A 19,481-nucleotide genomic window follows, 5' to 3' on the forward strand; every position below is an offset into this window, starting at 1 on the left:
TCGTCATGAGTCACGTCGAGCAGGAGATCGCCAGCCAGCCGGAGTGCTGGCGCCGGGCCCTGGAGCTGAAGCCCGCCGGGCTGCCGGGGACCGGTGAGCGGGTGGCCGTCATCGGCTGCGGGACGTCCCTCTACATCGCGCAGGCCTACGCGGCGCTGCGCGAGTCCGCGGGCCTGGGGGAGACCGACGCGTTCGCGGCCTCCGAGTTCCCGGCCGCCCGCCGCTACGACCGCCTGGTCGCCATCAGCCGCTCCGGCACGACCACCGAAGTGCTCGCCGCCCTCGCCCGCGCCGAGCACATGCCCACCACGGCGCTCACCGGCGACCTCGACACCCCGATCCGCACCGCCGCGCACACCGTGGTGGACCTGGAGTTCGCGGACGAGAAGTCCGTCGTGCAGACCCGCTTCGCGACCACGGCGCTCGCCCTGCTGCGCGGCCACCTGGGCCTCGCCCCGGCCGACCTGCCCGCGCAGGCCGACCGGGCCCTGACCGAGCCGCTGCCCGAAGGCGCCGTCACCGCGGACCAGTTCACCTTCGTCGGCACCGGCTGGACGGTCGGCCTGGCCAACGAGGCCGCGCTCAAGCTCCGCGAGGCCTCCCGCGCCTGGACCGAGTCCTACCCGGCGATGGAGTACCGGCACGGCCCGATCAGCATCGCCGCCCCCGGCCGGCTGGTCTGGTTCTTCGGCGAGCCGCCGACCGGGCTGCTGGCGCAGGTCCGGGGCATCGGCGCCCACACCTCGGTGACCGCCCTCGACCCGATGGCCGACCTGGTGCGCGCCCAGCGCCTGGCCGTCGAACTGGCCAGGGCCGGCGGCCTCGACCCCGACCAGCCGCTCAACCTCACCCGCTCGATCGTGCTGACCCAGCCGTGACGACGGTCATCGCCCTCGACGTCGGCGGCACCCGCGTCAAGGGCGGCGCGGCCGACGAGGACGGCCTCCTGCGGGACACCGACAGCTGGCCCACCGGCGCCGACCGCGGCCCCGAGGCCGTGCTGGAGACGGTGCTGGCGGCCGCCCGCGCGCTCGCCGGCCGGCACCGCCCGGCGGCCGTGGGCATCGCGGTGCCCGGCATCGTCGACGAGCCGTCAGGGACCGCCGTCCTCGCGGCCAACCTCGGCTGGCGCCGACTGCCGGTCCGCGACCGGCTCGCCGAGCACCTGGGCCTGCCCGTGGTGCTCGGCCACGACGTCCGGGCCGGCGGCCTGGCCGAGGCCCGCATCGGCGCCGGGCGCGGCAGCCGGGACTTCCTCTTCGTCCCGGTCGGCACCGGGATCGCCGCCGCCGTCATGTCCGAGGGACGGGCGGCCGCCGGCAGCCACGCCCGGGCCGGGGAACTCGGACACCTGGTGGTCCGGCCCGGCGGCGACGCCTGCCCCTGCGGCGGCCGGGGCTGCCTGGAGACGGTCGCCTCCGCCGCCGCCGTCGCCCGCCGCTACGCCGCCGCCACCGGGGAGCACGGCGTCACCGCCGAGGACGTCGCCGCGCGCGCCGCCGCCGGGGAGCGGGCCGCCGTCACGGTCTGGACCGAGGCGATCGAAGCGCTCGCCGACGCCCTGACCACCGCGATCACCCTGCTCGACCCCGAACGCGTCGTCATCGGCGGCGGCCTCGCCCGGGCCGGCGACCCGTACCTCACCGCGCTGCGCGCGGCGGTCGCCGAGCGGCTCACCTTCCAGACGATGCCGCCGATCCTGCCCGCCGCACTCGGCGACCGGGCGGGCTGCCAGGGCGCCGCCCTGCTGGCCCGCGACCTGCTGGCGCACGACCTGCGGCGGGCCGTCCGGTGATCCTCACCGTCACCCTCAACACCGCCCTCGACGTCACCTACCGCGTCGACCGGCTGCGCCCGCACGGCAGCAACCGGGTCCGGGCGAAGGCCGAGCGCGCCGGAGGCAAGGGCGTCAACGTCGCCCGGGTGCTGCGCGCCCTCGGCCGCGAGGCGGTGGTCACCGGCTTCGCGGGCGGCACGGCGGGCGCGGCGCTGCGGCGCGAACTCGCCGAGGCCGGCCTGCCCGAACGGCTGCTGCCGATCGCGGGGGAGACCCGCCGCACGGTGGCGGTGGTGGACGAGAGCGCCGGGGACACCACCCTCCTGCTCGAACCCGGCCCGACCGTTCCGGCCGAGGACTGGGAGCGGATGCTCCACCACCTCGGCCGACTGCTGCCCGGCGCGGCGGCCGTGGTGCTCTCGGGCAGCCTGCCGCCGGGCGTGCCCGAGGACGCCTACGGCCGGCTGGTCCGCCTGGCGCACGACCACGGCGTCCCGGCGGTGGTCGACGCGGACGGCGCCGCCCTGCGGGCCGCGCTGGCGGCCGGGCCGGACCTGGTCAAGCCGAACGCCGACGAGCTCGCCGCCGCCACCGGCCTGGCCGACCCGGCGGCCGCCGCTGCCGCACTGCTCGACGGCGGGGCCGCGGCGGTGGTCGCCTCGCTCGGCCCCGATGGCCTCATCGCCTCGACACCGCAGGGGAGTTGGCGGGCCCGCCCGCCGCGGCCACTGGCCGGGAACCCGACCGGAGCGGGCGACGCCGCCGTCGCCGCCCTGACACTCGGCCTGGTCGACGCCACCCCCTGGCCGCAGCGGCTGGCCGAGGCGGTGGCCCTGTCCGCCGCCGCCGTGCGCGCCCCGCTGGCCGGCGACTTCGACCCCGACGTCCACCGCCGCTTGCGGCCGCTGGTGGACGTCCGACCCCTCCACCCTCCGAGGAGTGCCTGATGCCCCTGGCCGGAACCGGCGCCATCGTCACCCCCGCGGCCCGTGCGGCGCGCGGGGTGGGCGCCTTCAACGTCATCCAGCTCGAACACGCCCAGGCCATCGTGGCCGGCGCCGAGGCCGCCGAGGCCCCGGTGGTGCTGCAGCTGAGCGAGAACGCCGTCCGCTACCACGGGGCGCTCGCCCCGATCGCCGCCGCCGTGCTCGCCACCGCCCGCACCGCCGCCGTGCCGGTCGCCGTCCACCTCGACCACGCGACCTCGGCCGAGCTGGTCGCCGAGGCCGTCCGACTCGGCTTCTCCTCGGTCATGTTCGACGCCTCCGCGCTGCCCTACGAGGAGAACGTCCGCACCACCGCCGAGGTCGTCGCCCACTGCCACGCGGCCGGTGTGTGGGTGGAGGCCGAGCTCGGCGAGGTCGGCGGCAAGGACGGCGTCCACGCCCCGGGCGCCCGGACCGACCCGGCCGAGGCGGCCGCCTTCGCCGCCGCCACCGGCGTCGACGCCCTCGCCGTGGCCGTCGGCTCCTCGCACGCCATGCTCACCCGCGACGCCGTCCTCGACTTCGACCTGATCGCCGACCTGCGCGCGGCCGTCCCCGTCCCGCTCGTCCTGCACGGCTCCTCCGGCGTCGCCGACGAGCACCTGACCCGGGCGGTCGAACGCGGCATGACCAAGGTCAACATCGCCACCCAGCTCAACCGCGTCTTCACCGGCGCCGTGCGCCGCACCCTCGACGACGCCCCCGCACTCGTCGACACCCGCCGCTACCTCGGCCCCGGCCGCACCGCCGTGGCCACCGAGGTCACCCGCCTGCTCCACGTCCTCAAGGCCCGCCCGGCCTGAGGCCCGCGCCCCGCCGAGGCCCGCCCCACCCAGGGACGGGCCTCGGCTTCGCGCTGCCCGAGCACGGGACGAGGCCGCCCGGGCCGCATCACCCCAGGCTCCATAACCCGATGTGATGAGGGGCTGGGATCTTCTGGGCGGTGCCCGGATCCGCCAATCTTCTCCCACGCATGAAATGTCACATCGCGCATGGAGGACACGTGGGACAGCGCAGAGTCGGCCCGGCCCTCGCCGCGGCCCTGGGGCTGCTGGCGGTGGCCGGCTGTACGGGGTCCGGCGGCGGCGCAGCCGCCGGACCGGACGCGGCAGCGGTGAAGGGCGGCACGCTGCACGTGCTGTCCACGCTCGACCTGGAGCACCTGGACCCGGCGCGCAACTACGTCACGTCCTCCCAGGACGTGGGCCGGCTGGTCTACCGGACGCTGACCACCTTCAGCGCCGCGCCCGGCGAGGCCGGCGGGACGGTCGTGCCGGACCTGGCCACCGACACCGGCCGCCCGAGCGACGGCGCCCGGACCTGGACCTTCACCCTCAAACCCGGCGTCAAGTTCGAGGACGGCCGGCCGATCACCAGCAAGGACGTCAAGTACGGCGTGGAGCGGACCTTCGCCGCCGAGCTGCCCGAGGGCCCGCCGTACGCCCGGATGTGGCTGGCCGGCGGCGAGGCGTACCGGGGCCCCGCCAAGGACCCGGCCGGGCTCGCCGCGATCGAGACGCCCGACGACGCCACCGTCGTCTTCCACCTCAAGCAGCCGGTGGCCGACTTCGGCTCGGCGGTGTCCCTGCCGATGTTCGCCCCGGTGCCGCAGGACAAGGACACCGGCGTCGGCTACGACTCCCGGCCGTTCTCCTCCGGGCCCTACAAGATCGACGCCTTCGAGCCCAAGAAGCGGCTCACCCTGGTCCGCAACCCCAACTGGGACCCGGCCACCGACACCGTCCGCAAGGGCCTGCCCGACCGGGTCGTCATCGACCTGGGGCTCGACGCCGCCGTCGTCGACCAGCGGCTGATCGCCGGTCAGGGCGAGGACGCGAACGCCGTCGCGCTGGAACCGATCGGCCCCGCCTCGGTGGGGCAGGTGCTGACCGACCCGCGGCTCAAGAGCCGGCTGGTCGTCGGCGACTCGATCAACACCCGCTACCTGAGCATCAACACCCGGCACAAGCCGCTCGACGACGTCCGGGTCCGCCAGGCCATCGCGTACGCGCTCGACAAGGACGCCCTGCGCACCACCCGCGGCGGCCCGATCGCCGGCGACCTGGCCACCAGCCTGCTGCCGCCCTCCCTCGGCTACCAGGCCGAGGACCCCTACCCGAGCAAGGACGGCAAGGGGGACCCGGACAAGGCGAAGGCACTGCTCGCCGAGGCGGGCCACGGCGCCGACCTCGACCTGACCCTCGACGCCCCCGCCACGACCGCCGGCAAGGCGCAGGCCGAGGCGATCCAGGCCTCGCTCGGCCGGGCCGGCATCACCGTGAAGATCAACGAGATCAGCTCCTCCGCCTTCTACAGCACGGTCGGCAACACCGGCCAGGAGCACGACCTGGTGATCGCCGGCTGGTCCCCGGACTGGCCGGGCGCCTCGACCTACCTGCCGATCGTGTTCGACGGCCGCCTGATCACCCCCCAGGGCAACAACAACTACGCCCAGTACGACTCCCCGGCCGTCGACGCCCGGATCGACGAGATCGCCGCGCTGGGCGACCCGGCCGCGGCCCGCACGGCGTACGGGCAGCTCGCCCGGCAGATCGCGCAGGACGCCCCGGTGGTGCCGTTCCTGTGGGACAAGGCGCCGGTCCTCATCGGGCCGAACGTCGCCGGAGCGTACGGGCACATCGCCTACGTCGGCCGGCTCGACCTCGTCTCCCTGGGGTTGCGCAAGTGACCGCGACGCACGCGGCCGCACCGCACCGGGCCGTGCGTCAACCGACCGTGCTCCGAACGCTGTTGGCCCGCCGCTCGGCGGCCCTCGCGCTGGCCGTGGTGGCCGCCCTGGTCCTGCTCGCGCTCGCCGCGCCGCTGGTCGCCTGGCTCACCGGCAACTCGCCGACCGCCTTCCACGGCGACGCGGTGGACCCGGCGCTCGGCGGCCTGCCGCGCGGCGCGGCGGGCGGGATCAGCACCCGGCACTGGCTCGGCGTGGAGCCGGTCAACGGCCGCGACGTGCTCGCCCGGGTGCTGTACGGCGCGCGGGTGTCCCTGCTGATCGCCGTCCTCGCCACCGCCCTGTCGGTGGTGCTGGGAACGGCGCTGGGGCTGGTCGCGGGCTTCTTCGGCGGCTGGGCCGACACCGTGATCGGCCGCACCATGGACCTGCTGCTGTCCTTCCCCAGCCTCATCTTCATGATCGCGCTGATCTCGGCGGCGCCCGGCACGGACCGCCGGCTGCTCCTGGTCGTGGTGCTCGGCTTCTTCGGCTGGCCGTACGTCGGGCGGATCGTGCGCGGGCAGGCGATGGTGCTGGCCCGGGGCGAGTTCGTCGCGGCCGCCCGGGTGCTCGGCGCCTCCCGCCGGGCGCTGCTGCTGCGCGAGGTGCTGCCCAACCTGACCGGCCCGGTGCTGGTGGTGGCGACCATGTCGATCCCCGGCTGCATCGCCACCGAGGCCGGCCTGTCCTTCCTCGGCGTGGGCGTCCAGGCCCCCACCCCCTCCTGGGGCCAGATGATCGCCACCGCCGTGCCCTGGTACGCCGCCGACCCGGTCTACTTCCTCGTCCCCGGCGTCTTCCTGTTCGTCACCGTGCTCGCCTTCAACGTGCTCGGCGACGCCGTCCGAGACACGCTCGATCCCCGGAGCCAGCGCCGATGATCCTCTACCTGTTGCGCAGACTGGCCGTCACGGCGGCCATCCTGCTGGTGATCTGCGCCGCCACCTTCGCCATCTTCTACCTCATGCCCGCCGACCCGGCCCAGGGCGCCTGCGGCAAGGCCTGCAGCCCCGAGCGGATCGACACGATCCGCGCCACCCTCGGGCTGGACCACTCGCCCCTGACCCAGCTCCGCGACTACCTGTCCGGCATCGTCACCGGACGGACCTACGGCAGCGGCCCGCAGGCCGTCGGCTGCCCCTTCCCGTGCCTGGGGTTCAGCTTCCAGACCGACCAGCCGGTCTGGGACCTGCTCACCAGCCGGCTGCCCGTCAGCTTCTCGATCGCCATCGGCGCCGCCGTGCTGTGGCTCGCGGTCGGCGTCGGCGCCGGCGTGGTCTCCGCCCTGCGGCGCGGCAGCCTGTGGGACCGCGCGGCGATGACGGCCGCCCTCGGCGGGGTCTCGCTGCCGATCTACTTCACCGCCCTGGTGCTGCAGTACCTGCTGGTCGTCCAGCTCCAGCTGCTGCCCTACCCGCAGGTCGTCCCGTTCACCGAGGACCCGTTCGGCTGGGCGCAGTCGATGCTGATGCCCTGGATCACCCTCGCCATGCTGTACGCCGGGATCTACGCCCGGGTCACCCGCAGCGAGATGCTGGACAGCCTCGGCCAGAACTACGTGCGCACCGCCCGCGCCAAGGGCCTGCCCGAGACCACGGTCGTCCGGCGCCACGCGCTGCGCCCCGCCCTGATGCCGATCGTCACCATCTTCGGCATGGACCTCGGCGCGCTGCTCGGCGGCGCCCTCATCACCGAGTCGGTGTTCGGCCTGCCCGGCGTCGGCAAGCTCGCGGCCGATGCCATCGCCTCCGCCGACCAGCCGGTGATCCTCGGGGTGACGCTGTTCGCCGCCTCCTTCGTGGTGCTCGCCAACCTCCTCGTGGACCTGGTGTACGCCGTCCTCGACCCGAGAGTGAGGGCCGTCGGATGACCCTGCTGACGGTACGTGACCTGACCGTGGAGTTCCGCTCGGGCGTGCGCGCCGTGGACGGCCTCGACCTCGAACTGGACGCCGGACAGGTGCTCGGCGTGGTCGGCGAGTCCGGCAGCGGCAAGTCCGTCACCAGCCTGGCCGTCCTCGGCCTGCTGCGCGACGCCCGGGTCGGCGGCGACATCCGCTTCGACGGCCAGGAGTTGACCGCACTCGGGCAGCGCGCACTGCGCCGCCTGCGCGGCAACCGGATCGCGATGGTCTTCCAGGACCCGCTCTCCTGCCTCAACCCGTACTACTCGGTGGCGTTCCAGATCGCCGAGGCCTACCGGGCCCACCACCGCAGCACGCGCCGGCACGCGCACCGGGTCGCGGTGCGCATGCTGGACCGGGTCGGCATCCCCGAGCCCGAGCGGCGGGCGAAGGCCTACCCGCACGAGTTCTCCGGCGGCATGCGGCAGCGGGTGATGATCGCGATGGCGCTCTGCCTGGAGCCCGACCTGCTGATCGCCGACGAGCCGACCACCGCGCTGGACGTCACCGTCCAGGCGCAGATCCTCCAACTGCTGCGCGAACTACGGGAGGAGAAGGGCACGGCCGTCATGCTGATCACCCACGACATGGGCGTGGTCGCCGGACTGGCCGACCAGGTCGTGGTCATGCACCAGGGCCGCGCGGTCGAACGCGGCCCCGTCCGGGACGTCTTCCACCACCCCCGACAGCCGTACACCCGCGGCCTGCTCGCCTGCGTCCCGCGGATCGACGGCCCCCTGCCGGACCGACTGCCCACCCTGGGAGCCGCGGAATGAACCTGCTCGACGTACGGAACCTCGGCAAGCGCTACCCCGTGCGCCACGGCCTCACCCGGCGCCTCGCCGGCCACGTCGCCGCCGTCGACGGCGTCTCGCTGAGCGTCGGCCCCGGCGAGACCCTCGGCCTCGTCGGCGAGTCCGGGTGCGGGAAGTCCACCGTCGCCAAACTGATCACCCGCCTGGAACGGCCCACCTCCGGCAGCATCCACTTCGCCGGGCGCGACCTCGCCGAACTGGACGAGACGGCGCTGCGCCCGGTCCGCCGCGAGCTGCAGATGGTCTTCCAGGACCCCTTCTCCTCGCTCAACCCCCGCCAGACCGTGCGCCGGATCCTCACCGCCCCCGCCCGCTACCAGGGCCTCGAACCGCAGGAACCGGTCGAGGACCTGCTGGCCCGGGTCGGCCTGCGACCGGAACACGCCGACCGGCACCCCCACGAGTTCTCCGGCGGCCAGGCCCAACGCATCGGCATCGCACGGGCGTTGGCCCTACGCCCGAAACTGGTGGTGTGCGACGAACCGGTGTCCGCCCTCGACGTCTCGGTCCAGGCACAGATCCTCAACCTGCTCAAGGACCTCCAGGACGAGCACGGACTGAGCTACCTGTTCATCGCGCACGACCTCGGCGCCGTGCGCCAGATCAGCACCCGGATCGCCGTGATGTACCTCGGATCGGTCGTCGAGACCGCCGACCGCGACACCCTCTTCGCCCACCCCGCCCACCCCTACACCCGCGCCCTGCTGTCCGCCGTACCCCTGCCCGACCCGGACGCCGAACGCGACCGGGAACGCATCGTGCTGCGCGGCGACCTGCCCAGCCCGCTGAACCCGCCCACCGGCTGCCGGTTCCGCACCCGCTGCCCCAAGGCCGCCGACCGCTGCGCCACCGACCGCCCCGACCTGCGGACGATCGCCCCCGGGCAGCAGGTCGCCTGCCACTACCCCGAGAGGACGCCGTGATCCGCGCCCAGTACCGGCTGCCCGGCCTCGCCGTGACCGACCACGCCTTCGCCCTGCCGCTCGACCACGCCGAGCCCGCACGCGGAACCATCGAGGTCTTCGCCCGCGAGCTCGTCGACCCGGCCCGCGCGGACGAGCAACTGCCCTGGCTGCTCTACCTCCAGGGCGGCCCCGGCGGGAAGTCCCCGCGCCCGCTGAACGCCACCGCGGGCTGGCTCGGCCACGCCCTGAAGACCCACCGGGTGCTGCTGCTCGACCAGCGCGGCACCGGCCGCTCCACGCCGCTCACCGCGCGGACCGCCGCCCGCTTCGGCACCGCCCGTCAACTCGCCGACCACCTGGCCCGGTTCCGCGCCGACTCGATCGTCGCCGACGCCGAACTGATCCGCCGCCACCTGTGCGGCGACGCCCCCTGGGAGACGCTCGGCCAGAGCTACGGCGGATTCCTCACCCTCAGCTACCTCTCCGCCGCCCCCGAGGGCCTGCGCGCCTGCTACGTCACCGGCGGCCTCCCCGGCCTCGACACCACCGCCGACGACGTCTACGCCGCCACCTACCCCCGCGTGCGCGAGAAGACCGCCCGCTACTACGCCCGCTACCCCGACGATCGCGAACTCCTGCGCCGACTGGCCGACCTGCTCGACCGCCAGCCCGTCCACCTCCCGGACGGCGACCGGCTGACCGTACGGCGGCTGCGCACCCTCGGCCTGCTGCTCGGCATGGGGGAGGGCGCCGAACGCCTGCACTGGCTGCTCGACGAGGCGCTCGACCCGGACGGCCGGCCCTCGGCCACCTTCCTCCACCAGGTGGCGAACCTGACCGGCTTCACCGACAACCCGCTGTTCGCCGTCCTCCAGGAGTCCATATACGGCCGCCCCGGCACGGCCACCGACTGGGCCGCCGCCCGGGCGATGCCCGACCACCCCGAATTCGCCGAAGCCGCCGACCCCCTGCTGCTCACCGGCGAGATGTTCTACCCGTGGATGTTCGAGGAGATCGCCGCCCTCCGCCCCTTCGCCGAGGCCGTCCACCTGCTCGCCGAACGCACCGACTGGCCCGAGCTGTACGACCCGGCGCGGCTCGCCGCCAACCCGGTGCCGGTCGCCGCGGCCGTCTACCACGACGACATGTACGTGGACGCGGGCCTGTCCCTGCGCACCGCCCGGGCCGTCGGCTCGCTGCGCGCCTGGGTCACCAACGAGTGGGAGCACGACGGCGTCACCGCCTCCGGCGACCGGGTGCTCGCCCGCCTGATGGACCTGGCCGCCGGCCGCCGCTGACCACCCCACCCCGCATCCGAAGGAGAATGATGAAACTGCGCCCGCTCACCGCCGCCCTGGCCGTGACCCTCCCGCTGATCGCGGCCGCACCGGCCACCGCCGCCACCGACGACGCCGAGGACCACGCTCGCCCGGCCGCCGCCTGCGCCCTCGCCGGGAAGACCGGCTGGACCGACGAGGGCCACGACACCGACTACCACCAGTTCCAGCAGCCGCTCGGCACCAAGCACGTCCTGATGCTCTTCGTCGACTTCCCCGACGCCCCGGCCGCCGGCGCCCCCGACGACTACTACCGCCAACTCGCCCCGGCCGCCGACTGGATGGAGCAGGACTCGTACGGCCGGGCCCGGCTGGACATCACGCCGCTGAAGCGCTGGATCCGCATGCCGCAGGACTCCGCCTCCTACGGCTTCCAGCGCGGCATCACCTTCGAGCAGCACGAGGCGTACGTGAAGCAGGCCGTCGAGGCCGCCCAGCCGTACACCGACTTCTCGTCGTACGACATGCTCTACATCGTCCCCACCAAGACCGCCTCGGCGATCAGCTTCTCGCCCACCTACCTCTACGACCCGACCAGCGCCGGGATCACCGCGAACGGCAAGCGGATCAAGTGGGCGGTCACCTTCGGCCAGGACATGAACCACTGGGGCTACAAGGTCGCCGACCACGAGACCAGCCACACCTTCGGCCTGCCCGACCTCTACGCCTTCACCGCCACCGACTACCACCGCTACGTCGGCGGCTGGGACCTCATGGGAAACATCGCGGGCGCCGCCCCGCAGCACCTCGGCTGGGAGCGCTGGAAGTTCGGCTGGATCGACGACCACCAGGTCGCCTGCCTGCCCGGCGCCGGCAGCCGCACCGTCCACCTGAAGGCCGTCGAACGCCCCGGCGGCACCAAGATCGCCGTGATCAGGACCAGCGACACCACGGCCTACGTCGCCGAATCCCGCCGAGCCGTCGGCGCGGACGACAAGGCCTGCTCCACCGGCGTGCTCATCTACAAGGTCGACACCTCCGTCGCGACCGGCAACGGCCCCGTCCAGGTGGTCACCAACCCCGGCGCCGCCGCACCCACCGGGGCCTGCACCGCCCTCGACATGCAGGCCTACCAGCCCGGCCAGTCCTTCACCGACCCCACCACCGGCGTCACCATCGACGTGCAGCGCCGCGGCCCGCTGACCGACACCGTCCGCCTCACCCGGCGGTGACCACCCCCGAACTCGCGCCGTGATGCCACGGGGTGACTCCCCACGGCATCCCCGCTGTGTACGGCGCGACCCCTCCCGGCCGGGGCGACCCCCCGGCCGGGAGCCGTCTTTCCGGGCCTCCTCGCCCAGGGCGGCAGTGCGTCGCGCGCCCGGCAGGGATCCAGGACACGGGCCCTAAGCGACGAGGCCCAACGATCGGATCAGCTGGACGAGTTCGGCGTGGAAGAGCTTGTCCGGCGAGAGCGTCTGGGCGCGCAGGTGGCCGTAGACCTCCAGCGCGACCAGGCCGTGCAGGTGCCCCCACATCCGCAGCGCCAGGGCCACGCCGGCCGGCGGTAGCGCGGGGAACGCCGGGCGGACCTTGCCGAGCAGGCCGGGGTCGAAGTCGTCCCAGTCGAAGTCGCCGTCCCCGTGCGACCGTTCGGCGCTGCCCCAGGCCGTGTCCGCCAGTGCGGCGATGCCGACGCAGACCCGCCGGGCGGCGTCCGGTGCGGCGCCGCCGGTCGGGGCCTGGTAGCCGGGGACGGGGTCGCCGTAGATCAGCCGGAAGCCCTCGGGGTTGGCCAGCGCCCAGTCGCGGAAGGCGTGGGCCCAGGCCTGGATCCGCTGCGCCGGGGCGTCCTTTGCGGAGGCGGCCCAGGCGGCGTCGACGGCGTCGGCGAGCGCGGTGTAGACGTCCTCGATGAGGGCGGTGACCAGGTCGTCGCGGGTGGCGAAGTAGCCGTAGATGGCGTTGGCGGTCATGCCCATCTCGCGGGCGATCGCCCGCAGCGTGATCGCGTCCGGGCCGCCCGAACCCATCAACTGCAGCGCGGTGCGCTTGATCTCGGCGGTCGTCTCGGCCCGCAGTCGTTCGCGTCGTCCGGTGCTTCGGGTGGCTGCCACCGGCTCACTGTACAGCGTCACTGCACTGATTGCTGTGCGGAAACTTCACGCCGTATAGTTTTCGCACGGCGTGAGGTCATCCGGCCTCACGCGTCCGTCCGGCATGACCACGGCATGAACCAAGGGGAGCACCATGCACATCGGCGTCATCGGAGCCACCGGCACCATCGGCAGCAGGGTCGTCACCGAGGCCCTCCGGCGCGGACACCGCGTCACGGCGTTCAGCCGGGACGCCTCCGCGATCACCGACCGGCGGGAGAACCTCGGCTGGGCGAGCGTCGACGCCCTGGACGCCGCGAGCATCGCGGCCGCTCTGCCCGGCCTGGACGTCCTGATCAGCGGCTTCCAGCCCGGGAACGCGGCGAAGGACTTCGCCGACACCGTCCGGCGCTCGATCGCGGACCCGACCGTCTACGCGGCTGCCGCCAGGGCCCTGCTCAAGGCCCTGGAGAGCCACCCCCGCACCCGACTGATCGTCATCGGCGGCGCCGGCAGTCTGGAGATCGAGCCGGGCGTCGTCCGTGCCGACCACGACGAGCTCATCCACGCGTCGCTCGACGAGCTCGGCCTGCCCCGCGAATACGCCGCCGCCGTCCGCGGCCACCGAGAGGCGCTGGACGTCCTGCGCGCCTCGAACCGGCTCTGGACCTACTTCAGCCCCGCCGAGCAGATCGCCCCCGGCGAGCGCACCGGCCGCTTCCGCATCGGCGGCGACCAGCCCGTGCTGAACGCCGAAGGCGTGAGCCGGATCTCGGCGGAGGACGCCGCGGTCGCCCTGGTGGACGAGGTGGAGCTGCCCCGCTTCGTCCAGCGCCGGTTCACCGCGGGCTACTGAGCCGCCTGCTGACCCGGTGTCCGTTTCCATAACGCGAGGTGATGGGGAGTCGGGAGCTGTCGGCGGCATCGATCGATCCGGACGATAGCCTGCACGCTCCCCGCGCGGCGGCGACGGCCGACGACCCGCGGGAGCGCTCAGGACGCCCGGCCGCCCGCCCGCGAGGGCGCGGCGGCCGGGTCCGTCACCCGGACCGGACCGATCTCCCCGGAGGCCCCCATGGATCGCTCAGTCAGACCCCGGACCTCGCTGCCGGCGGCGCTCGCCCTCGTCATGGCCGCGCTGCTCGCCCTGCTCGTCATCCCGGCCCACCCCGCCCGCGCCGACGACGGGAGCGGCTCCGCCTGCGCCCTGCAGGGCACGACCGGGTACCTCGACGAGGGGCAGCGGACCGACTACACCCGGTTCCAGAACCCGATCGGCACCAAGCACGTCGGCGTGGTCTACGTCGACTTCCCCGACGCCACCGGCACCGCCCTGCCCCTCACGTCGTACGACGACACGCTGAAGGGCGCCGCGGACTGGATGCGCAACGCCTCCTACGGCCGGACGGCACTGGACATCCGGGCTCCGTACGCCGCCTGGGTCCGGATGCCGAAGAACTCCACCGACTACAACTGGGCGCGCGGCTTCTCCTGGACCACGCACCAGGCCTACGTGAAGGACGCGCTGACCGCCGCGGCCGCCGCCGGAGTCGACCTCTCCCCGTACGACATGTTCTACGTGGTGCCGACCGCCACCGCGACCGCGATCGGGCACACTCCCACCTTCGTCCAGGACCCGGCCGTGCCGACCTGGGTCTGGAACGCGCCGACCGGCAGCTGGGTGCTGGTCCACTGGGCGGTGACCTTCGGCCAGGACATGTGGCACTGGGGCTACAAGGTGGCCGACCACGAGACCGCCCACACCTTCGGCCTGCCCGACCTGTACGCCTACAGCGGCGACCAGCACCGGTACGTCGGCGGCTGGGACCTGATGGGCCGGATCTCCGGCCCGGCCCCGCAGTACTTCGCCTGGGAGGCCTGGAAGCTGGGCTGGATCACCGACGGCCAGGTGTCCTGCCTGGCCACGGCGAACAGCTACGCCACCACCCTGACCGGGCTGGAGTACGGCGGCACCGGCTACCGGCTGGCGGTGGTCAGGACGGGCGCCACCACCGCGTACGTCGCCGAGTCCCGCAAGGCCGCCTACGACGACGCCGGCGCCTGCGCCACCGGTGTCGTCATCTACAAGGTCGACACGTCCGTCACCACCGGCAACGGCCCGATCCAGGTGGTCGGCAACCCCGGCGCCGCCGCGCCCACCGGGACCTGCACGGCGCTGGACATGCAGACCTGGCGGCCCGGCCAGTGGTTCCAGGACGACACCGCCCGCGTGCGGATCTACGTGAACGGCTCCGACGCGTCCACCGACACGGTCTGGACGTACAAGTGGTGACGACCGGTCGGCCCGGGCTCCGGCTCCGATGAACGAACGCCACCGGCCGTCACGGCCGGTGGCGTTCGCGCCATGCGCGGTGGACGGCGCTGCGGGCGCACGCCGCCTCGTACGCCGCGACGACGTCCCGGACGAGCGCGGGCCCCGAGGCGGCCAGCGGCCCCTCCTCGTGCCAGGCGAGCAGGTGCCGGTACGAGAGCGGGCTGCCGACGATGGGACGCACCGCGATGCCCGGCACCTCCTCGAAGGTGGCCTGGCAGAAGCTCACCGCGTGGCCGTGCCGGACGATGTCCAGGAGCAGCCGGCCCTCCGCCTCGTGGACGACGCGCAGCCGGTGGCCGAGGACGAGCAGGGTGCTGGACCAGTACTCGCGGATCCGGTCGTTGTCCGGGCGCGGCGCGGCCCAGTCCTCCTCCGCCAGGTCGGCGAGCGCGACCTCCTCCTCGGCCGCCAGCGGATGGGCGGCGGGCAGGGCGACGAAGAGCGGTTCGGTGGCGATCGGCGCGACGGCGACCCCCGGCGGGGCCGCGAGCTCGTAGCCGGGGCTGTCGCCGACCACCGCCGCTTCGAGCCGGCCGTCCGCGACGTCCTCGACGAGCGGGACGGGGCACCCCTGGCCGCGTGAGCTGATCTCGGCCTCCGGGTGGTGCTTCCTGACCGCCGTGATCAACCCGCCGAGCAGGGGGGCGTTGACGGAGCCGAGCCGGACCCGGTGCGGCGGGCCGTCGGTCCGTGCGGCGAGGGCCGAGACGCCCAGCAGTTCGTCGACGGTCGGCAGCACCGCCCGGGCCCGGCTGAGGACGACCTCCCCGAACGCGGTCGGGACGACGCCCGACTGCGCGCGGCTGAACAACTCGCCGCCGAGCACCCGCTCGATCCGCGTCAACTGGGCGCTGAGGCCGGGCTGGGTGAGCCGCAACGACGCGGCCGCCCGGGTCAGGCTGCCGCTCTCCGCGATGCTGCAGATGATCCGCAGGTGCCGAAGTTCGAGCTCCATGGCGTGATCGTAGGGAGATCGGGCCGACAGCAACAGGGGTGTGACGCAAGCGCCTTGGCCATCGACACCTAGTGAACGCAGCAGCCCCGCGCAGGGCGGGGCGACGCCGATCCCGCCCCGCCGGTCCGACCGGGGTGAATTCCGCGCCCGAGCACGGTACCAGGGGTTTCCGCCCGGAACCGCACGCGCCCATGGCGAGCGCGAGGGGCGGCGAGGGTAGCTGTCTTCAGGAAGATAACGAATGAGTCGAAGTTTGCCGCTCATTGGATTTACTTCTTGACTACGTCCGGCAGATCCGGATTGACTCCCTCCACCCCGCCGCAGCGTTGCGGCGCCGTCAGGGAGGCACCCCCCACATGAACGCAACGATGCGTCGCGCCGTCATTGCCACCGCCGCCGTCACGATGGCCCTGTCCATGGCCGCGTGCGGCAAGGCCGGCGGCGACAAGAAGGATGCCGCCGCCTCCGGCGACTCCAAGTCCATCGGCCTGCTGCTGCCCGAGAACGCGTCCTCGGCGCGCTACGAGTCCTTCGACCGCCCGTTCATCGAGGCCAAGGTCAAGGAGCTGTGCGCGGACTGCAAGGTGCTCTACAACAACGCCGAGGGCAGTGCCGCCAAGCAGAAGCAGCAGTTCGACACCCTGATCGCGCAGGGCGTGAAGGTGATCGTCCTGGACGCCTTCGACGCCACCTCCACCGAGTCCTGGGTCAAGGAGGCCGCTGCGAAGGGCGTCAAGGTCGTCGCGTACGACCGCCTGGCCACCGGCCCGGTCGCCGGGTACGTGTCGTTCGACAACGAGAAGGTCGGCGAGCTCCAGGGCCAGGCCCTGCTCGACTCCCTGGGCGGCAAGGCCGCCGACGCGAACATCGTCATGATCAACGGCGACGAGTCCGACCCGAACGCCGGCCAGTTCAAGGCGGGCGCGCACAAGGTCCTCGACGGCAAGGTCAAGAAGGTCGTCTACGAGCAGTCCGGCGAGTGGAAGCCCACCGTGGCCGGCCAGAAGATCGGCGCCGCGATCACCCAGCTCGGCAAGGACGGCTTCCAGGCCGTCTACTCCGCCAACGACGGCATGGCCGCCGCCATCATCACCCAGCTCAAGGGCGCCGGGATCACCGTCCCGGTCGGCGGTCAGGACGCCGGCCTCGACGCGATCCAGCGCATCGTGAACGGCGACCAGGCCTACACCATCTACAAGGCCTACCGGCCGCTCGCCGACAGCGCCGCCGAACTGGCCGTGGACCTGCTGCAGGGCAAGGACGTCAAGTCGGTCGCCTCCTCCAGCATCGACAGCGCCACCGACAAGGGCATCCCGGCCAAGCTGCTCGACCCCAAGGTCGTCACCAAGGCGAACATCAAGGACACCGTCGTCGCGGACGGCCTCTACAAGGCCTCCGACATCTGCACCGCCGACTACGCCGCCGCCTGCGCGGCCGCCGGCCTGAAGTAGTCCCACCCGGGCGGTGCCCCCGACCCTCCCCGAGGGGAGCACCGCCCGCACCGAGCGGCGGGCCCGGCCCGCCGCCCCCTTTCGTACGCACGCACACCCGCCCGCCCCGCACGGCGCGCGGGCCAGCCCGGCCGCCACCCCACCATCACGGCGCGCGCGGGAAGAAGGAGATGGTTCACGTGACAGGCGCACCCGTACTGGCGTTGCGCGGGGTCTCCAAGCGCTTCGGCGCCGTCCAGGCGCTGACCGACGTCCACCTGGAGGTCCACGCGGGCGAGGTGGTGGCCCTGGTCGGCGACAACGGCGCCGGAAAGTCCACGCTGGTGAAGACCATCGCCGGCGTCCACCCCATCGACGAGGGAACGATCGAGTGGGAGGGCACGGCGGTCTCCATCGGCCGCCCGCACGACGCCCAGGCCCTCGGCGTCGCCACCGTCTACCAGGACCTGGCGCTCTGCGACAACCTCGACGTGGTCGGCAACCTCTTCCTCGGCCGCGAGCTGAAGAAGTACGGCATGCTCGACGAGGTCGGCATGGAGAAGCGCGCCCGCGAACTGCTCGACACCCTCTCCATCCGCATCCCGAGCGTGCGCATCCCGATCGCCGCCCTCTCCGGCGGCCAGCGCCAAGTGGTCGCCATCGCCCGCGCCCTGGTCGGCGACCCCAAGATCGTCATCCTGGACGAGCCCACCGCCGCCCTCGGCGTCGAGCAGACCGCCCAGGTCCTGGACCTCGTCGAGCGCCTGCGCGACCGCGGCCTCGGCGTCATCCTGATCAGCCACAACATGGCCGACGTCAAGGCCGTCGCGGACACCGTCGCCGTCCTGCGCCTGGGCCGCAACAACGGCGTCTTCGAGGTGGCGAACACCTCGCACGAGGAGATCATCTCCGCCATCACCGGCGCCACCGAGAACGCCGTCACCCGGCGCCAGGCCCGACTCGCGGAGGACGCGAAGTGACCACCGAACAGACCACCGCGCCCACCGTCGAGAACGCGGCCCCGGCCGCGGTCGACCCCCGCCTGCTCGTCCGCGAAGCCGGCCTCGCCGGCTACCTCGCCGAGTTCAAGCGGAAGTTGAAGAACGGCGACCTCGGCTCGGTGCCCGTCGTCCTCGGCCTGATCCTGATCGGCGCCATCTTCCAGGGCATCACCGGCGACTTCCTCAAGGCCGACAACCTCACGCACATCACCCAGTGGATCGCCGGCCCCGGCCTGATCGCCGTCGGCGTCGTCTTCGTGCTCCTCCTCGGCGAGATCGACCTCTCCCTCGGCTCCCTCGCCGGCGCCTCCGCCGCCATCGCCGCCAACCTGTCCGCGCGCGCCGGCTACAACGAGTGGCTGTCCTGCCTCATCGCCCTCGCCGCCGCCGTCGCCATCGGCGCCCTGCACGGCTTCTTCTTCGCCAAGATCGGCGTCCCCGCCTTCGTCGTCACCCTCGCCGGCCTGCTCGCCTGGAGCGGCCTGCAGCAGTACGTCCTCGGCGACAAGGGCACGGTCAACGTCGTCCACGACGGCTTCCTGGCCAACCTGGACTCCTACTTCCTCGGCGACGGCGACATCGCCTACGCCTGGGGCCTCGCCGTCCTCGGCACCGCGCTCTACGCCGCCGGGCAGCTCCTCGACGCCCGCCGCCGCACCGCCGCCGGCCTCGCCGCGCGGCCGATGGGCGAGATCGCGCTGCGCACCGGCGTCCTCGCCGCCGTCGCGCTGACCGCCGCCTACACGCTCAACCAGGACAGTGGCCTGCCGCTGGCCCTGCTCGTCTTCCTGGCCGTCGTCGTCGTGACCGACTTCGTCCTGCGCCGCACCAGCTACGGCCGGCAGATCTTCGCGGTCGGCGGCGGCGTGGAGGCGGCCCGGCGCGCGGGCATCAACGTCGCCTGGATCCGGATCTCGGTCTTCATGATCTCCGCCGGGATGGCCGCCCTCGGCGGTCTCTTCTACGCCTCCCAGCAGGGCTCCGCGGACAAGATCCTCGGTGGCGGCAACGTCCTGATGAACTCGATCGCCGCGGCCGTCATCGGCGGCACCAGCCTGTTCGGCGGGCGCGGCAAGACCTGGTCCGCGCTGCTGGGCATCCTGGTCATCCAGAGCATCACCACCGGCCTCGACCTGGTCCACGTCAGCCAGGCCATCCAGTACATGATCACCGGCGCCGTCCTGCTCGCCGCCGTCGTGCTGGACTCGGTCTCCCGCCGCACCCGCAAGACCGCGGCGCGCTGACGACCGCGCGCTGACCGGCAGTTGGA

General features: G+C 73.5%; 18 protein-coding genes. 16 read left to right on the top strand and 2 right to left on the bottom strand.

Annotated elements, in window-relative coordinates:
* The first annotated feature begins 5 nt into the window (after positions 1 to 5).
* From VM95_RS22440 to VM95_RS22490, 11 genes are all read left to right on the top strand, one after another.
* Entirely contained in the window at positions 6 to 878 is an 873-nt protein-coding gene (locus tag VM95_RS22440; protein WP_045699745.1) for an SIS domain-containing protein, read from the top strand.
* The gene (locus VM95_RS22445; protein WP_045699747.1) at positions 875 to 1,795 is read left to right on the top strand and encodes an ROK family protein; all 921 of its coding nucleotides are present in this window, start codon (positions 875 to 877) and stop codon (positions 1,793 to 1,795) included. The genes VM95_RS22440 and VM95_RS22445 overlap by 4 nt, the downstream gene beginning before the upstream one ends.
* A complete protein-coding gene (locus tag VM95_RS22450) occupies positions 1,792 to 2,724 on the top strand; it encodes a 1-phosphofructokinase family hexose kinase (RefSeq protein WP_045699749.1) in 933 nt (310 codons plus the stop codon). Before VM95_RS22445 ends, VM95_RS22450 begins: the two co-directional genes overlap by 4 nt.
* Positions 2,724 to 3,566 (top strand): class II fructose-bisphosphate aldolase, encoded by an 843-nt coding sequence (locus VM95_RS22455; protein WP_045699750.1) that lies wholly within the window; start codon positions 2,724 to 2,726, stop codon positions 3,564 to 3,566. Before VM95_RS22450 ends, VM95_RS22455 begins: the two co-directional genes overlap by 1 nt.
* Before the next feature lie 200 nt (positions 3,567 to 3,766).
* The gene (locus tag VM95_RS44550; protein ID WP_244178894.1) at positions 3,767 to 5,452 is read left to right on the top strand and encodes an ABC transporter substrate-binding protein; all 1,686 of its coding nucleotides are present in this window, start codon (positions 3,767 to 3,769) and stop codon (positions 5,450 to 5,452) included.
* Positions 5,449 to 6,375, top strand: coding sequence for an ABC transporter permease (locus tag VM95_RS44555; RefSeq protein WP_045699754.1), 927 nt, complete (start codon positions 5,449 to 5,451; stop codon positions 6,373 to 6,375). The genes VM95_RS44550 and VM95_RS44555 overlap by 4 nt, the downstream gene beginning before the upstream one ends.
* Complete coding sequence (locus tag VM95_RS22470) at positions 6,372 to 7,364, top strand: ABC transporter permease (protein WP_045699756.1); 993 nt, start codon at positions 6,372 to 6,374, stop codon at positions 7,362 to 7,364. Before VM95_RS44555 ends, VM95_RS22470 begins: the two co-directional genes overlap by 4 nt.
* On the top strand, positions 7,361 to 8,173 hold the full coding sequence (locus VM95_RS22475) for an ABC transporter ATP-binding protein (RefSeq protein ID WP_052707500.1): 813 nt from the start codon (positions 7,361 to 7,363) through the stop codon (positions 8,171 to 8,173). The genes VM95_RS22470 and VM95_RS22475 overlap by 4 nt, the downstream gene beginning before the upstream one ends.
* Positions 8,170 to 9,135 (top strand): ABC transporter ATP-binding protein, encoded by a 966-nt coding sequence (locus VM95_RS22480; RefSeq protein WP_045699758.1) that lies wholly within the window; start codon positions 8,170 to 8,172, stop codon positions 9,133 to 9,135. Before VM95_RS22475 ends, VM95_RS22480 begins: the two co-directional genes overlap by 4 nt.
* Positions 9,135 to 10,415, top strand: a complete 1,281-nt coding sequence (locus tag VM95_RS22485; RefSeq protein ID WP_208615513.1) for an alpha/beta fold hydrolase — start codon at positions 9,135 to 9,137, stop codon at positions 10,413 to 10,415. Before VM95_RS22480 ends, VM95_RS22485 begins: the two co-directional genes overlap by 1 nt.
* Positions 10,416 to 10,444: 29 nt before the next feature.
* A complete protein-coding gene (locus tag VM95_RS22490) occupies positions 10,445 to 11,626 on the top strand; it encodes a M6 family metalloprotease domain-containing protein (protein WP_244178895.1) in 1,182 nt (393 codons plus the stop codon).
* Between the two features lie 174 nt (positions 11,627 to 11,800).
* On the opposite strand, the gene VM95_RS22495 is transcribed toward VM95_RS22490, so the two are convergent.
* Positions 11,801 to 12,511, bottom strand: coding sequence for a TetR/AcrR family transcriptional regulator (locus VM95_RS22495; protein ID WP_045699799.1), 711 nt, complete (start codon positions 12,509 to 12,511; stop codon positions 11,801 to 11,803).
* Positions 12,512 to 12,644: 133 nt separating this feature from the next.
* On the opposite strand from VM95_RS22495, the gene VM95_RS22500 reads away from it, so the two are divergent.
* Together VM95_RS22500 and VM95_RS22505 are read left to right on the top strand one after the other, a co-directional pair.
* Positions 12,645 to 13,346, top strand: a complete 702-nt coding sequence (locus VM95_RS22500; protein WP_045699762.1) for an NAD(P)-dependent oxidoreductase — start codon at positions 12,645 to 12,647, stop codon at positions 13,344 to 13,346.
* 219 nt (positions 13,347 to 13,565) lie between these two features.
* Positions 13,566 to 14,783, top strand: a complete 1,218-nt coding sequence (locus tag VM95_RS22505; RefSeq protein ID WP_045699765.1) for a M6 family metalloprotease domain-containing protein — start codon at positions 13,566 to 13,568, stop codon at positions 14,781 to 14,783.
* 49 nt (positions 14,784 to 14,832) lie between these two features.
* Here the strand turns inward: VM95_RS22505 and VM95_RS22510 are convergent, their stop codons facing one another.
* The gene (locus VM95_RS22510; RefSeq protein WP_045699767.1) at positions 14,833 to 15,780 is read right to left on the bottom strand and encodes a LysR family transcriptional regulator; all 948 of its coding nucleotides are present in this window, start codon (positions 15,778 to 15,780) and stop codon (positions 14,833 to 14,835) included.
* 356 nt (positions 15,781 to 16,136) lie between these two features.
* Between VM95_RS22510 and VM95_RS22515 the strand changes: the two genes are divergently transcribed.
* From VM95_RS22515 to VM95_RS22525, 3 genes are all read left to right on the top strand, one after another.
* Positions 16,137 to 17,231 carry a sugar ABC transporter substrate-binding protein gene (locus VM95_RS22515; RefSeq protein ID WP_045699770.1) on the top strand — a complete coding sequence of 365 codons (1,095 nt, stop codon included), beginning with the start codon at positions 16,137 to 16,139 and terminating at the stop codon, positions 17,229 to 17,231.
* Positions 17,232 to 17,401: 170 nt separating this feature from the next.
* Positions 17,402 to 18,190: an ATP-binding cassette domain-containing protein gene (locus VM95_RS22520; protein WP_078860353.1), complete on the top strand. Its 789-nt coding sequence runs from the start codon at positions 17,402 to 17,404 to the stop codon at positions 18,188 to 18,190.
* Positions 18,187 to 19,455, top strand: a complete 1,269-nt coding sequence (locus tag VM95_RS22525) for a sugar ABC transporter permease (RefSeq protein WP_045699774.1) — start codon at positions 18,187 to 18,189, stop codon at positions 19,453 to 19,455. Before VM95_RS22520 ends, VM95_RS22525 begins: the two co-directional genes overlap by 4 nt.
* Positions 19,456 to 19,481 lie beyond the last annotated feature (26 nt).

Origin of the sequence: Streptomyces rubellomurinus (assembly GCF_000961885.1) — a bacterium.
Taxonomy (GTDB): Bacteria; Actinomycetota; Actinomycetes; order Streptomycetales; family Streptomycetaceae; genus Kitasatospora; species Kitasatospora rubellomurina.